The sequence below is a fragment of the Lysobacter sp. Root604 genome (assembly GCF_001427505.1).
Lineage (GTDB): Bacteria > Pseudomonadota > Gammaproteobacteria > Xanthomonadales > Xanthomonadaceae > Lysobacter.
Genome location: NZ_LMGS01000009.1, coordinates 1368197 through 1383201, shown reverse-complemented (window position 1 = coordinate 1383201; position 15005 = coordinate 1368197). Strand labels below are relative to the sequence as shown.

Sequence of the window (15005 nt, the reverse complement as noted above, 5' to 3'; positions counted from 1 at the left end):
TCGCCCTCAGCTCCCGCGCACCAGGTTCAGCACTTCGTAACACGCGCCCATGGTGTGGTAATCGGTCTTGCCGGCCGGACTCTTCTCGTCGCTGTACTTGCGGTTGTCGGCATCGAGGATGCGGAACCAGGCGCCGTAGCGATGATCGACCAGATGCGTCCAGGCGTAGGCCCACAGGCGCTGATACCAATCCCAATAGCGATCTTCGCCGGTGCGCGCGGCCAGCAGCGCGGCGGCGGCCAGCGATTCGGCTTGAACCCAGAAATACTTGTCGTCGTCGCACACATACGCGGGTCCCTCCGCAAGCGCCGGGCCATCCATGGCTGGACGTTCCAAAGCGCTTGCTTCGCTCAACGCCTGCCGTAGGCCCTCGAACGCAAAACCGTAATACATGCCGCCGCGCCGTCCATCCCAGGAATGCGCGAGCGCGGTGTCGAACAGATGGCGCGCGGTCGGCAGCAGCCAGTCGGCCTCGACATGCCGGTCCAGGATCAGCAGCAGCTTGGCCCACTCGGTCTGGTGGCCGGGCTGGAAGCCCCAGGGGCGGAACAGGTGTTTGGGATCGTCGAGGTGGTAGGTCCAGTCGATGTTCCAGTCGGCGTCGTAGTGCTCCCACACCAGCCCGCCGGCCTGGGCGGCGTGGTGGCGGGTCATGCGCTCGGCCAGGCCCAGCGCACGATCCAGGTAACGGCGCTCGCCGCTGGCTTCGAACGCCGCCAGCATCGCCTCGCACATGTGCATGTTGGCGTTCTGGCCACGGTAGCCGCTGAAGTTCCAATGCGCGTCCGCTTCGTCGCGATACAGGCCGTGCCGCGGTTCCCAGTAGCGCCGCTCCAGCAGCTGCCAGGTTTCGTCCATCCAGGCGCGCGCTTCGTCCATGCCGGCCTTGAGCGCGGTGGAGTACGCCAGCAGCACGAAGGCCACGCCGTAGCAGTGGTAGGTCTCGTCCTCGACCCGGCCGTCGCGCAGGGTCCAGGCGTAACCGCCGGTGTCCGGATTGCGGTGGCGCTCGCGCAGGTAGCGCAGGCCGTGGCGCGCCGCCTGCAGGTACTGCGCGCGCAAAGCCGCGTCCTCGCCGAACTCGCGCGCGGCCATGGCGTAGTTGAAAACGAAGCGGGTGCTGCTGACCAGATGCCGGTGCGAGGCCTCGAAAACCCCGCCGTCGTCCTTGAAATAGTGGAAGAAGCCACCGGACGGATCGATGCAGCGCGGGTGATAGAAGGCCATGGTGCGCGCGATATGCGCACGCAGGAAGTCGGCGGAACGGAAGTCCGGGGCGACGGGGTCAGGCAGCGTGTTCATACTGATCCTTGAGCAATTGCTGGACCTGCGCGCGCGAGGGCATCGCGGCGAAGGCGCCGTGCCGGGTCACCGCCAGCGCGCCGACCGCGGCGGCGAAACGCAGGGCGTCCTCCAGCGCGGCGCGGTCGGCCAGGAACGCGGGCAGGCCCGCCGCATCCACGCCACGTTCGCACAGATACGAGAGCAGGCCGCCGACGAAGGCGTCGCCGGCGGCGGTGGTGTCGACCGCCTTGACCCGGAAGCCGCGCACCTCGCCCTCGCCGTCGCCGTCGCCGTCGGCGCTGTACCAGCGCATCGGCGCGCCGCCGTCGGTGACCACCAGCCAGCGCGCCGCGCCCGCGAACAGACGTTCGCGCACCGCGCGTTCGCCGGCTTCGCCGCCGCCGTAGGGCTCGGCCAGATAGTCCAGTTCGTTGCGCGCCAGCTTGACCAGGTCGGCCGCGGCCAGCGCCTGCCACAAGCGCGGCCGCGGCTCCACGCCCTGCGGCCACAGCATCGGGCGCAGGTTGAGATCCAGGCTCACCAGGGCGCCGGCCGCACGCGCCAGACGCATGCCCTGCAAGGTCGCCTCGGCGATCTCGTCTTCGGTCAGGCTGTTGGAGCAGACGTGGAAGGCGCCGGCCCGGGCGAAGCAGTCGGCGGCGTAGTGCTCGCTGCGGAACAGCAGATCCGCCGCCGGCGGACGATAGAAGCTGAAACTGCGTTCGCCGTGTTCGTCCAGGGCGACGAAGGCCAGCGCGGTCTTGGCCGCGTCGGTGCGCAGCACGTAGTCGGTGGCCACGCCGCAACCGCGCAGGCTGTCGAGCAGGAAGTCGCCGAACATGTCGTGGCCCAGCATGCCCACGAACTGGGTCGGCGCGCCCAGCCGCGCCGCGGCCGCGGCGACGTTGGCCGGCGCGCCGCCGGCGTATTTCAGGAACGCGCGCGGCGCGTCGTCGGCGGGCGCGGGCTGGGCGAGGAAATCGATCAAGGCCTCGCCGAAGCAAACGATGTTGCGCATGCGGTTCAATCCTGCCCCTGTACGGTGTTGGCTGGCGGCGATAGGCGCGAACCGCGCAGGCCGTACCAGACGATGTAGGCGTAGCACAGCGCGGATACGACGAACGCGTACTGCAGGGCGCGGGTCTCGTCGCCCAGCGCGCCCTTGAGCAGATCCACCAAGGCGCCCTGCAGCGGCGGAATCACCGCGCCGCCGACGATGGCCATCACCAGCAGGCTGGAAGCCTTCTCGGTCATCGGGCCCAGGCGCTCGATCGCCAGGGTGAAGATGGTCGGGAACATGATCGAGTTGAACAGGCCCACCAGCACCACCGACCACAAGGCCACGCCGCCCAGGGTGTTCATGGTGACCAGCAGCAGCACGATGTTGACCGCCGCGTACAACGGCAGCAACCGGCGCGGATTGGCGCTCATCAGCAGCGCCGCGCCGAGGAAGCGGCCGATCATCGCGGCGCCGTGGTAGTAGGACAGGTACAGCGAAGCCTGGCCTTCGCTCATCGCGCCGATCTCCGGGCGCGAAACGTACTTGACCATGAAGTGAGCGACCGTGACCTCGACGCCCACGTAGAAGAAGATCGCCAGCACGCCCCAACGCAGATGCGAATGACGCAGCACGTCGACGAAGCCGTGCTTGCGCGTATCGGCCTGTTCGGTGGCCTCGGTGAGCGCCGGCATGCGGAAGAAGTACACCGCCGCCGCCAGCGCGATCAGCGCCACGGCCACGCCGATGTACAGCGGCTGCACGGTCTGCACGCGCTCGGCCGCCGGCAGCTTGGCCAGCTGTTCGGCGCTGAGCAGGGTCGCGCTGAAGATCAGCAGGCCGGCCACGTAGGGGCCGATGGTGTGGCCCAGCGAATTCACCGCCTGGGCGAAGTTGAGCCGGCTGGCGGCGCGCTCGGGCGCGCCCAGCAGGCTCACGTAGGGATTGGCCGAGACCTGCAACAGGACGATGCCGGTGGCCAGAATGAACAAGGCCGGCAGGAACAATTCGAACGAGGCCGCCTGCGCCGCCGGCAGCACCAGCAGCGCGCCGCCGCCGGCGATCAGCAGGCCGATCACGATGCCCAGCTTGTAGCCGACCCTGGCCACCACCCGCCCGGCCGGCACCGCCATCACGAAGTAGGCCCCGAAGAAGGCCGAGTCCAGCAGCATCGAGCGCGCGTGGGTGAGTTGGAACACCGACTGCAGGTGCGGAATCAGCACCCCGTTGAGCTCGGTGATGAAGCCCCACATGAAGAAGATCGCGGTCATCGCGATCAGGGCCGCGCGGTTGCGCGCGGCGGACGCCGGCGCGTTGGGATCTTGAGTGCTCATGGCGTCGACGGCTCGGTGGAGGCGTCGTGCGGTCGGCGCCGGAGGAGGGAACTCACATGGCCGCGGCTCCGCTGCTGCCGCGCACCACCAGCTTCACCGGCGCGATCACGCGCCGCGACAACGCGCCCGGATCGCGCACGCGCTGCAACAGCAGTTCGGCGGCCTGGCGCCCGCACGCGCGCGGCTGCGCCGCCAGCGTGGTCAGCGACGGCGTCGACAGCGCCGCCTCGGTGATGTCGTCGAATCCGGTCAGGGCGAAGTCCAGCCCCGGCCGGATCCCGCGCGCGCTCAGGCCCAGCATCAGGCCCAAGGCGACGGTGTCGTTGTAGCAAACCGCCGCGGTCGCATCCGGCGCGTGCTCGAACAGTTCGGCGGTGCGCGAGGCGGCTTCGACGCGGGTCGGGCTGCATTCGACCAGCCAATCCGGCGAAGGCTCGATCGCCGCCGCGCGCATCGCGTCGCTGTAGCCCTGCCGGCGCTGCCGACAGGAACTGGAATCGGCATGCCCGCCGAAGAACGCGATCCGCCGGTGCCCCAGCGACAGCAGGTGCTCGGTGGCCAGACGCGCGCCGTGCTCGTTGTCCAGCGCCAGGAAGTCCCAGTCCACGCCCGGCAAGGCGCGGTTGAACACCAGCGCCGGCGTGTGCGCGCCCAGCAAGCGTTGCAGCGCCGCGCCGTCGCTGTGCTCGGCCGGCGACAGGATGATGCCGGCCGGCCCGTGCTCGACCAGCGAGCCCAGCACCGCCAACTGGCGCTGCGGCGATTCGGCCGTGCTGCCCAACAGGGTGACGTAGCCCTCCTCGCCCAAGGCCTCGTCCACGCCCGCGGCGAACTCGGCGAAGAAGGGGTTGGACAGGTCGTTGATCACCAACGCGACCGAACTGGAAGTCTGCCGGCGCAGGTTCGCCGCCGCCCGGTTGTAGACGTAGCGCTGCCGCTTCAATTCCGCTTCCACCCGCGCGCGGGTATCGGCATGCACCAGCGGACTGCCGCGCAGCACCAGCGACACCGTCGCCCGCGACACGCCGCAGGCTTGGGCGATGTCGGTCACGGTGACCTGCTTGCGGTTGGACCGGCCGGTGCCGGGCTTGTGGGTCGTCATCGGAGATCCCGGGTCCTTGGACTCGTGCTGTCGCCCGATTATTCACCAAGTGGATCGATCCAAGTTGGCTGCTTGCGGCGGCAAGGCCCAGGCCGGCCGACCCGCGGCCGCTGCGGACCGCCGGGCGGCGCGGCGGCGCCGCGACCGCATTCAAGGCGCGCTCCCGGTTTGCGCGCCGCAGGCCGCGGCCGGACGCGCCGAAGCGGCGGTGGCCCAGGCCGACGGCGCGGGACCGAGTTCGAAACGCAGGGTGCCGCCATCGCGTACGCGCGACCAATCCAGCCAGACCTGATCGACCGCCGCGCTGCCGAAACGTACCGACTGCGGATATTGCAGCTTGCGGCCGTCGGCGCCCGGCGCCTCGATGCGCAGGGTCTTGCCCTCGCCCAGGTCCAGCTCGACGCGCTCGAAACGCGGCGCGTGCAGCACCAGCTCACCGCTGCCCGGCATCAGCGGGTACAGGCCGATCGCGCTGAACAGGTACCAGGCCGACATGGTGCCCAGGTCGTCGTTGCCGGTGACGCCGTTGGGCGCGTTGGTGAACAGCGTCTGCGCCGAACGCAGCACCGTCGAGGTCTTCCACGGCTGTCCCAGCAGCGCGTACAGCCAGGGCGCGTGCAGGTCGGGTTCGTTGTTGGGGTTATAGCGGTACTGGCTGTAGTAGCTGTACGGCCCCACCACCCACTGCTTGCGCGCGGCGTGGGCCGGGTCCGCCACCAGCGCGTCGTAAGCGAAGAACGCGTCCAGCCGGCGCAGCGCCTCGGCTTCGCCGCCCATCGCCGCGGCCAGTCCGGGCACGTCCTGCTGCACCAGCCACTGGTATTGCCAGGCGGTGCCTTCGTGGAAGCCGTGGTGCGAACGCGGGTTGTAGCGTCCGTCCGGCCCGCTGTACCAGCCGCCGTCGTCCAGGCGCGGACGCGGGAAGCCGGTGTAGCCCAGCTCGGCGTCCTGGGCTTGCGCGTCCCACACCTTGCGCCAGTTGCCGCCGCGCGTGCGCAGCGCCTGCGCGTCCGCGTCCTCGCCCAGGGCCTGGGCGAAGCTCGCGAGCGAGCAATCCGCGAGCGCGTACTCCAGCGTGGCCGAACCGCCGTGATGCGGATCGATGTCCATGCTCTTGACCGGGAACGCGCGGTCGTACTGGACGAAACCCCGCTGCAGATAGCTGGGATTACCGGCGCGGCCGCTGCTGCGCGAACCGAACGGCGGCACCCCGAAGGCGTTCTCGCGCAGCGCGGTCCAGGCCTCGCGCTCGCGGCCCTGCAATGCGCCGAACTTCCACAGATCGACCAGGAACGGCGTGACCGGGTCGCCGGTCATCACATTGGTCTCGAAGCTGGCGTAGCCCCAGCGCGGCAGCCAGCCGCCCTGCTCGCGGATTTTCAGCACCGACTGGGCGATGTCGCGCGCGCGCTGCGGACGCAGCATCGCCAGCAGCTGGTTCTGCGAGCGGTAGGTGTCCCACAGCGAGAAGTACTCGTAATAGGTCCAGCCTTCGGCCTGGTGGATGCGATCGTCGTAGCCGCGATAACGGCCGTCGGCGTCGCTGCCGGTCAGCGGCTGCAACAAGGTGTGGTAGAGCGCGGTGTAGAACACGGTGCGATCGTCGCCGCTGCCGCCCTGCACGCGCACGCTCTGTAGCTCCTTGCGCCAAGCGTCCTGCGCACGCGTGCGCATGGCGTCGAATCCCAGCGTTTGCTCGCCGGCCATGGCATCGGCGCGCAGATTGTTCCAGGCGCCTTGCTGGTCGACGTGCGAGATCGCGCTGATCGCGGTGACCGCGCGGCCCTGCTTGAGATCGAAGCTGAACCACGCGCCGGCCGGACGGCCGTCGCCCTGCATGGCGCCGCGGCCGCCGGGGTGGCCGCCCTCCTCGTCCCAGGTGCCCTGGCTTTGGAACGGGCGGTCGAAGCGCAGCACGAACCAGGTGGTGTAGTTCTGGCCGCCGCAGAAGCTCTTGGTGGTGATGCGGCCCTCGACGCTGCGCTCGTCGACCACGCGCAGCGCGCTGCCGACCACCCAGTGGCGGTTGTTGGCCTGGCCGGTGTTGACCAGCACGTGGCCGGTGCCGGCATCGACGCTGAAGGTGTAGCGCTCGGCGGCGGCGCGGGTGCGCGCGGTGGCTTCGACATCGATGCCGCCGTAATCGGTCAGCCGCACTTTGTAGTAACCGGCCTGCCCGACCTCGCCTTCGTGGGTATAGGCGGCGGCGTACTTGCGCTGATCGAAGCTCTCGGACTTGGCGGTGTCGAAGGCGCCGCCCGGCGCGATGCTGCCGGTCACCGGCAGCACCGACAACTGCCCGCCCTGCTCCCAGCAGCCGGCACCGGACAGGAAGGAATGGCCGAAGCCGCGGATCTTGGGCTCGTCGTAGCGCCAGCCGGCGTAGTGATCGCCGATCGGCGAGACCTGGATCAGGCCGAACGGCGCGGACGCGCCGGGATAGGTGTTGCCGTCGTCCTTGCTGCCGATGTAGGTGTTGACCGCGGCGGCGAGGTCCTCGCGCGCGGGCGCGGCCTGCGCGGCGGCAACGGTCAAGGCCAGGGCCAAACCCAACCAGCGCAGGCCCGTGCGCAAGCGGAGAGCGGAACCGGCGGTCTGCGGCGGCGTGTGCGAGCGACTCATTCGATCACCAGTTCGTCGACGAAATAGAAGGACGGGCTGCCGGCACCGGGATGGCCCGCGGGCAGAGCGCCATAGCCTTGAATCTGCAAGCGCAGGTAGCGTGCGCGCATCGGCTGCGGCAAGACCAGGCGCGGCGTGTGATAACGCTGGCGCAACTCGGCGGCGTCCACGTCCAGCGCGAGTTCCGCGCCCGGCGTCCAGCGCCGGCCGTCGTCGGACGTGAACAGCTGCAGGTGGCGCGGCGGCAGGATCCAGCTCTGGGTCTGCTGCAGGAAGCGCGCCGACAGCGCGCGCAGCACGGTCGGCGCGCCCAGGTCCACGATGAGCTCGACGTCGCCGCCGGCCCAGGCCGTCCAGCGGCCGTCGGCATGCTCGTCGCCGGCCAGCACGCCATCGCTCAGAGTCGCGGTATCGGCATTGCCGCGGTAGCGCGGGTGCGCCGGCAGCGAGTAGCGCACTTCGCGATCCAGACCGCGGTGCGCCACCAGGGGGTAAGCGCGGCTGCGCGCATAGGCGCGGCCGTGGCGATACGGGGTCAGCTTCAGCGTGCCCGGCCGGGCGATCTCCAGGCTGTCCTCGAACCAGGGCGAGGTCGCGTCCGGTTCGCGGCCGTCGGTGCTGTAGTGGATGCGCAAGTCGGAGAAACCGCGTTGCGCGTGCACACGCCATACGCGTTGCGCCGGATCGCGCTCCAGCCGATAGCCCACCACGTCCGTCGCTTCCGGGCCGTAGCTCACCCGCCAGGCGTCGAGCCTGGGGTAGTGCTGGCTCAGGCGGCGTTGGAAATCCGGGTAGTCGCCGACGCCGCTCCAGGTGTTCTCGGCGAACGCGAGCAGGCGCGGATACAGCATCGCCTCGGCATTGCGCGGCGTCACCCGCTCGGTCCACAGCGGCGCCTCGGCGCCCAGCACCTGCGCGGCATGCTCGGCGAACGCCGGCGCGGCGGCGAAATCGGTGCGATAGAGCTTTTCCAGGCTCAGATCGCTCAGCGCCCGGTCCAAATAGAACGGGCTGGCCACGACGATGCGGTTGCCGTTGCGCAGCGCGCTCGCGGCCGGTTCGTCTCCGCGCCAGACTTCGACGATGGCGTCCTTGCCCAGGCCGCCGTCGAGGATCTCGTCCCAGCCGATCAGGGTCTTGCCCTTGCCGGCGAGGTAGCGCTGGATGCGGCGCACGAACCAGGCCTGCAGTTCGTCCTCGTCCTTCAGCCCGAGTTCGCGCATACGCTGCTGCGAGGACGCGCTTTCCTTCCAACGCGCCTTGGGCGCTTCGTCGCCGCCGATGTGCACATAGGGCGCGGGGAACAAGGCGACCACTTCGTCCAGCACCTGCTGCAGGAACTCGAAGGTGGACTCGTCGCCGGCGCAGTAGATGTCCTCGAACACCCCCCAGCTGGCGGGCACGGCGATCGGCTGCTTACGGCAGGACAGCTCCGGATAGGCCGCCAGCGCCGCCGACGCATGCCCGGGCATCTCGATCTCGGGGATCACCATGATGTTGCGCTGACGCGCGTATTCCACCACTTCGCGTATCTGCGCCTGGGTGTAGTAGCCGCCGTAGCGGCTGCCGTCTTGCTCGTCGCGCCACGCGCCGACCTGGGTCAGCTTGGGATAGCGCTTGATCTCGATCCGCCAGCCCTGGTCTTCGCTGAGATGCCAACGGAAGGTGTTGATCTTGTAGTAGGACAGCAGGTCGATTTGTTTCTTGACGAAGTCGACCGGCATGAAATGGCGGCCGACATCGAGCATATGCCCGCGATAACCGTAGCGTGGCGCATCCTCGATGCGCAGCGCCGGCACTTCGATGCGCGTGGCGCGGCCCGGCGGCAGCAGCTGACGCAGGCTCTGCACCGCCCAGAACAGTCCGCGCGGTCGCGCGGCGCTCAGCACGATGCGCTGTGGCGCGACCTCGATGCGGTAGGCCTCTTCGCCGGCCACCGCGGCGTCCAGGCGCAGCTCGATCGTGCGCGCGTCGCGCGCCCCGCGGGCGGTCAGCCACAGGCCGTGATCGTCTGCCAGCGAGCGGCGCAGGAAATCGGCGATCTCGCGGCTGCGCGTATCGGCCGGCACCACCAGGGCCACGCCGCTGTCGAGCACGAACCTGCCCTCGCCGCGCTGCCAATGCCGCGGCTGCGGAATCAGCGCCGGCGACGTCGGCGCCTGCGTGGCCACAGCCTGCGACAACGGCGCTTGCGCGCAGACGCAGGCCGGCGCGAACAGCAGCAACAGCAGCGTCGTGGCGAGGCGGATACCCAAGTCGAACGCGTTCCGGATGCGTGCCTACGGCCCGTAGGCGAGGATCGGGCGGTCGCCCGAAAACGGCCGCCGCCCCAGGGAAAAAAGAGCCCGGCCAGTCGGCCGGGCCCAGGGCCCGAGGGGGAGGGCGGGAGAGATCAATCGAAGTTGAACACGTACTCCAGGGACACTTCGCGGCCGACCGGGCTGAACAGACGGCTGTTGTAGAACTCGTAGTCGAGCTTGTACGGGTCCTTGTGGTTCCAGCCGGTGCTGTTGAACACGTTGTTGACGTAGAAGTTGATCTTGGCGCGGTCGGTCACCTTGTAGCCGACGTTGAAGTTCCAGGTGATCGCCGGACCGACGCGGCCGTAGTAGCGCGAGGTGCTCTTGCCGGCGTTGGGGTTGCTGCTGCCGGGCGGCACCGCGCAATTGGCGTCCAGGCTGTCGCTGGGCACATAGCCGTCCGGGAACGGGCGGCAGCCGCCGGGGTTGTCGAGACGGTCGGTGCCCCAGTGGTAGCGCACGCCCGGTACCGAGCCTATGCGGTCGCCGTACACGGTCCAGTTCCACTTCTCGCCCTGCCAGCTCACGCTGCCGCGGATCTTGCTGCGCACGTCGCGATCGCGACGTTCCGGGTTGGGATCGGTGGCGTACACCTGCTCCTTCATCGACACCAGGTTGGTGTAGTTCAGGCCGAACTGGAAGTTGCCCCAGCGCGCGGTATCGAGGCGGTAGCGCAGCGAGGCGTCGACGCCGGCGACGCTGCGCTGGGCGATGTTGATCGGACCGGTTTCCACCGACAGCAGGCGGCCGTTGGCGTCGCGGTTCACGCGCGCCAGGATGGTCGCGCAGTACTCCGCGCCGCTGGGGTTGGACCAGGGCACCGAGGGATCGACGGTCTTGCCGGTACGGCAGCCGGCCTCGTCATTGAGGATCACGTCCAGCGGCAGGTCGCGGATTTCGTCGTCCAGATCGATCGACCAGTAGTCGGCGGTGAGCGACAGGTTGTCCATCGGATCCCAGACCAGACCGACCGTCCACGACTCGCCCAGTTCGGACTTCAGATCCGGGGTACCGCGGCGGTTGGCGCCGAAGGCGTAGAACACGTCGGGGTTGCCGCTGCCGCAGTCGTTGGTCAGATAGGCGCCGCTCTGGATGCAGCGCAGCGGGTCGCTCATGCCGACGTCGGAGGTGCTGGGCTGGGCCAGCAGGAAATGCATGTCCGGCGCGTGGAAGCTTGTGGCGTAGCTGCCGCGCAACAACAGGTTGGACAGCGGGCGCCATTCGATGCCGGCGTTCCAGGTGGTTTCGGCCTGTGAGCCGATCGCCAGGCGCGCGGCCGAATCGAAGGCGTGGTAGCTGCCGTAGTGATCGCGGCGCGCCGCCGCGGTCAGGGTCACCGATTCCAGCAGCGGCACCTTGAACTCGACGCCGGCCGAATAGCGGGTGCGCTCGCCGCCGCCGCGATCGATGTTCTGCACCCAGTAATCCTGGTTGCCGCGTGGATCGGGGTCGAGCTGGTAGCCCTGCTTGGCCGCTTCCAGCACCGCGGCGAAGCCGATCGGGCCGGCCCAGCCTTCGAACAGGTCGCCGCTGATCGAGGCCTGCGCCTGATTGACCCAGGACGCGGCGTTGTTGATCGAGTTGACGCCGAACTGGCGGTACTGCTCCGGCGTCACCGGCGCCCACCAGCGCGCTTCGTTGAAGTTGTACACCGGCAGACCGCCCTGGGTGCCGATCTGAGGGCCGAGGAAGAAGTTCTCGGCCGCGTCCCAATCGACCGTGGCGATGCGCTCGTGCACGGTGTAGCGCGAGCGGCCGACCGAGGCGTCCCAGTTGAAGCGGCCGTCGAACACGGTGCCGCTGAGGCCCGCGCTCAGGTCCCAGGACTGTTCCTTGTTGAGGTTGCGCATGTTGTCCATGCCGCCGACCTCGAACGGGGTGAAGCTGCGCACACCGATCAGCTGGCGGCCGGTGTTGGCGTCGATGAAGGCGCCGCCGTCCAGGCCGTCGGTGAGCTGCAACGACGGCGGCGAGGTGCCCCACTGGGCTTTGGAATCGTACAGGGCCACGTTGACCCAGGCCTGCATGCCGTTGTCGAAATCCCAGGTGGCATGCGCGTAGGCCGACCAGTCCTCGCTGCCGCTGCGCAGCAGCCAATCGCCGAAGTCGGCGCTTTTGCCGCATAGCTGGCCGGTGTTGCTGACGGTGTTGGTGTTGTAGTTGTAGACCAGGCGGTCGGCGCGGTAGTACTCGCCGCGGAACTGTTCGCAGGCGCCGGGGGGCGGGGCCAGGCGACGGTTGCCGTTGCCGGCGTCGAGCAGGGCCAGGCCGGTGAACGGACGGAAGCCGACCTTGCGCTGCTCGGTGTTCCAGGAGCTGGGCGCGGCATCGTCGGAGTCGTCCATCTGGGGGCGGTCGCGGCCGAACAGCGGGTCGCGCTTGGTCCACTGCAGGGCGTAGCTCACGCTCCACTGCTCGCCGGTCTTGCCGCCGGCCCAGGACAGGTCCCAGGTGTCGCGACCGCCTTCGGTGGAGGTGCCGCCGCGCACGCGCACTTCGTCGCCGCTGTAGTTCTTCTTCAGGATCACGTTGATGACGCCGGCGATGGCGTCGGAGCCGTAGATCGCCGAGGCGCCGCCGGTCAGCACTTCGATGCGCTCGACCGCCGCGGCGGGAATGTTGGAGTAGTTGGCGAAGTTGCTCTGGCCGCCGTAGGGCAGCGGGTAATCGGCGACGCGGCGGCCGTTGACCAGCAGCAGGCTGCGGTTGGGCCCCATGTTGCGCAGGTTGAGCGGGCTGGCGTTGGGCGTGTGCGAGCCCCATTGGACGTCGGCCTCGACGGTGCCGATGGCCTCGTTGAGCGTGCTCAGGGCGTCGTGCACGGTGACGAAGCCTTCGGCCTTGATCTGCTCGGCGGTCATCACCGTGACCGGCGCCGGGCCTTCGATTTGGGTGCGCTTGATGCGCGAACCGGTGACGGTGATTTTTTCGACTTCGGTTACCTGGTCCTGGGCGGCCGTCCCCTGCGGCGCGTCCTGGGCCTGCGCGGCCAGCGGTGCGAACAAAGCGAGCGCGAGCGCGCTGGTCAGCGCATTGCGGTGAAGCGTGGAGTGAGTCATCACGGCGATCTCGAAAGGTGGGCTGCAACGGGACACGCGGACAGCGATCTCCAGCTTTTGTCACGATCTAAAAATCCGACCGTTTAAAAGGGACGCCGGCCCGGCCATCCCTTTCCCCCTACAAAACTGGATCGATCTAAATTCATCACAGGCTTTGCCGGATTGCATTCTGCGCTGCAACAAATCTTTAACCTTCGACGGCTAAGCGATTGAGCCGGATGGGTTTAGTGCTCGAGAATCCGGCCAGACCGGGCCCCGTGCCGTTTGTGATCGAGGTGGCGAGGCAGCGCTGCGCCCCAGGCCGCGGTGGCCGCCGCATCGGTGCGATGCTGCGGTTCGCCGCTCCCTACTGCGGCGCGGCTTCCACGGCGACGAGCGAGCGCGGCGACGATGCAAGGTCTCGGCGCTTCCAGGGCGGCCTGGCCGCCTCGGTGATTGGCACGAGGTGGCGACCGCCCCGGCACGACGATTCGGGCTCGCGCGACGGTGCGGTTCGCCCCAGGCTCACCACACCCTACGGGCGGCGTCAGGCAGCGCTGGCATCCAGGGCCTGGCGCAGCGCAGCTACTTGCTCGCGCTCGCTGGCGATCCAATCCGGATCCAGCCCCACCAGCGCTGCGTTACGCCAGCGCATGCGCGAACGCTGCATGCCCTTGGCCGAGGCGTGCACCTGGTTCACTCCGGTCGCGGCCAGCAAGGCGGCCACGTTGCCGGCCCCGATCCCCGCCCCCGCCATCAGCGCGATGCGTCCCTGCGCCTGCCGCACCAGCGCGGCGATGCCGGCGGCGCCGGCAGGGGCGCCGGCCGCGCCGCCGGAACTCAGCACGCGCTCGCAGCCGAGCGCGATCGCGTCCTCCAGCGCGCGCGCGCGATCGCGCGCGGCGTCGATGGCGCGATGGAAGGTGACGCCAAGCGCGCCGGCCGCGGCGATCAGTTCGGCGCAGGCGTCGCGGTCGACGTCGCCGTCGGCATCCAGCGCGCCGATCACCACGCCGTCGCAGCCCAGGCGAACGCACAGTTCGATGTCGCGGCGCATATGCTCGCGCTCCAACGCGTCGTAGAGGAAATCGCCTGCGCGCGGGCGGATCAGCACGTACAGCGGGATGCGCAGGCGCTCGCGCGCCATCGCGATGCTGGCGTAGGACGGCGTGCAACCGCCCTCGCCCAGGTTCTCGCACAGTTCGACCCGGTCGGCGCCGCCGTCCTGCGCCGCCAGCGCCGAGGCCAGCGAGTTGGCGGCGATCTCCAGGGCGATGCGGCTCACTGGCGTGCCGTGGCGTAGACCGACGCCGATTCGTGCAGACGCTCGTGCGGCCCGGCGCCGCCGTCGTGCACGGCGTAGACGAAACCCTGGTGCAGCGCGTAGGCCCCGACTTCGCCGTGCTTGTTCAAGGCCAGGAAGCACACCTGCAATTGCTTGCTGGCTTCCGGCCGTTTGCGCACCACGCGTTCGATCGCCTCCCGGCAGGCCTCGGCCGGCGAGCGGCCCTGGCGCATCAGTTCGACCACGAGAAAGCTTGCCGCGTTGCGCACCATCTCCTCGCCCACGCCCGAGGCGGTGGCGGCGCCGGCCTCGTTGTCCACGTACAAACCGGCGCCGACGATGGGGCTGTCGCCGACCCGGCCGTGCAGCTTCCAGGCCATGCCGCTGGTGGTGCAGGCGCCGGCAAGCTTGCCGTCCGCGCCGATCGCCAGGATGCCCAGGGTGTCGTGGTTGCTGGCGTCGCCCGGGCGCTGTCTGCGCTCGGCATTGATCTGCGGGCGGTACTCGCTGGTTTTCAGCCATTCGCGCCAGGCCTTGCGCGCCTCGTCGGTCAGCAGCGGCTGCTTGGGAAAGCCCTGCGCCAGCGCGAACTGCTGGGCGCCCTCGCCCACCAGCATCACGTGCGGGGTCTTCTCCATCACCGCGCGCGCCACCGACACCGGATGCAGGATGTCCTCGAGCGCAGCGACCGCGCCGCAGCGGCCGTCGCCGGCCATGATGCTGGCGTCCAGGGTCAGCACACCGTCGCGGTCGGGATTGCCACAGCGGCCCACGGTGGGATTGCACAGGTCGGCCTCGGCCCAGCGCGCGCCGGCCTCCACCGCGTCCAGCGCGTCGCCGCCGCGCGCGAGCACAGGCCAGGCCGCCGCATTCGCGCCGACGCCGAAATCCCAGGTCGACACCACCTTGGCGCCGCTGGCGGGCGCGGACCGCGCCAGACGCGGCGCGGCCAGGGCGCCCGCGGCCAATAACGAGGACTGGAGGAAGTGGCGGCGCGTGCTCATGGCGTGGTCTCGATGGGAAGTCGGTCGGCGGTCGCCGTC

Annotated in this window: 9 protein-coding genes; all 9 read right to left on the bottom strand. The window is 69.5% G+C overall.

The window, feature by feature from the left end; all coding sequences use genetic code 11:
• Nucleotides 1-6 precede the first annotated feature (6 nt).
• Complete coding sequence (locus ASD69_RS14430; RefSeq protein WP_056179289.1) at nucleotides 7-1302, bottom strand: AGE family epimerase/isomerase; 1296 nt, start codon at nucleotides 1300-1302, stop codon at nucleotides 7-9.
• Nucleotides 1286-2302, bottom strand: a complete 1017-nt coding sequence (locus ASD69_RS14425) for a carbohydrate kinase (RefSeq protein WP_056179976.1) — start codon at nucleotides 2300-2302, stop codon at nucleotides 1286-1288. The genes ASD69_RS14430 and ASD69_RS14425 overlap by 17 nt, the downstream gene beginning before the upstream one ends.
• 5 nt (nucleotides 2303-2307) lie before the next feature.
• Nucleotides 2308-3615, bottom strand: a complete 1308-nt coding sequence (locus ASD69_RS14420) for a sugar MFS transporter (RefSeq protein ID WP_056179287.1) — start codon at nucleotides 3613-3615, stop codon at nucleotides 2308-2310.
• Nucleotides 3616-3667: 52 nt separating this feature from the next.
• Nucleotides 3668-4717: a LacI family DNA-binding transcriptional regulator gene (locus tag ASD69_RS14415; protein WP_056179285.1), complete on the bottom strand. Its 1050-nt coding sequence runs from the start codon at nucleotides 4715-4717 to the stop codon at nucleotides 3668-3670.
• 150 nt (nucleotides 4718-4867) lie between these two features.
• Nucleotides 4868-7339: a GH92 family glycosyl hydrolase gene (locus ASD69_RS14410; protein WP_082576490.1), complete on the bottom strand. Its 2472-nt coding sequence runs from the start codon at nucleotides 7337-7339 to the stop codon at nucleotides 4868-4870.
• The gene (locus tag ASD69_RS14405; protein WP_056179282.1) at nucleotides 7336-9594 is read right to left on the bottom strand and encodes a family 20 glycosylhydrolase; all 2259 of its coding nucleotides are present in this window, start codon (nucleotides 9592-9594) and stop codon (nucleotides 7336-7338) included. The genes ASD69_RS14410 and ASD69_RS14405 overlap by 4 nt, the downstream gene beginning before the upstream one ends.
• Before the next feature lie 137 nt (nucleotides 9595-9731).
• A complete protein-coding gene (locus tag ASD69_RS14400) occupies nucleotides 9732-12632 on the bottom strand; it encodes a TonB-dependent receptor (protein ID WP_235567236.1) in 2901 nt (966 codons plus the stop codon).
• A gap of 592 nt (nucleotides 12633-13224) precedes the next feature.
• Entirely contained in the window at nucleotides 13225-13962 is a 738-nt protein-coding gene (locus ASD69_RS22750; protein WP_056179275.1) for a copper homeostasis protein CutC, read from the bottom strand.
• Nucleotides 13959-14966, bottom strand: coding sequence for a N(4)-(beta-N-acetylglucosaminyl)-L-asparaginase (locus ASD69_RS22745; RefSeq protein ID WP_056179273.1), 1008 nt, complete (start codon nucleotides 14964-14966; stop codon nucleotides 13959-13961). Before ASD69_RS22745 ends, ASD69_RS22750 begins: the two co-directional genes overlap by 4 nt.
• Nucleotides 14967-15005 lie beyond the last annotated feature (39 nt).

Excerpts from the sequence above, each read along its gene's own strand:
- ASD69_RS14430 (WP_056179289.1), bottom strand. The coding sequence starts at position 1,302 with ATGAACACGCTGCCTGACCCCGTCGCCCCGGACTTCCGTTCCGCCGAC.
- ASD69_RS14425 (WP_056179976.1), bottom strand. The coding sequence starts at position 2,302 with ATGCGCAACATCGTTTGCTTCGGCGAGGCCTTGATCGATTTCCTCGCC.
- ASD69_RS14420 (WP_056179287.1), bottom strand. The coding sequence starts at position 3,615 with ATGAGCACTCAAGATCCCAACGCGCCGGCGTCCGCCGCGCGCAACCGC.
- ASD69_RS14415 (WP_056179285.1), bottom strand. The coding sequence starts at position 4,717 with ATGACGACCCACAAGCCCGGCACCGGCCGGTCCAACCGCAAGCAGGTC.
- ASD69_RS14410 (WP_082576490.1), bottom strand. The coding sequence starts at position 7,339 with ATGAGTCGCTCGCACACGCCGCCGCAGACCGCCGGTTCCGCTCTCCGC.
- ASD69_RS22745 (WP_056179273.1), bottom strand. The coding sequence starts at position 14,966 with ATGAGCACGCGCCGCCACTTCCTCCAGTCCTCGTTATTGGCCGCGGGC.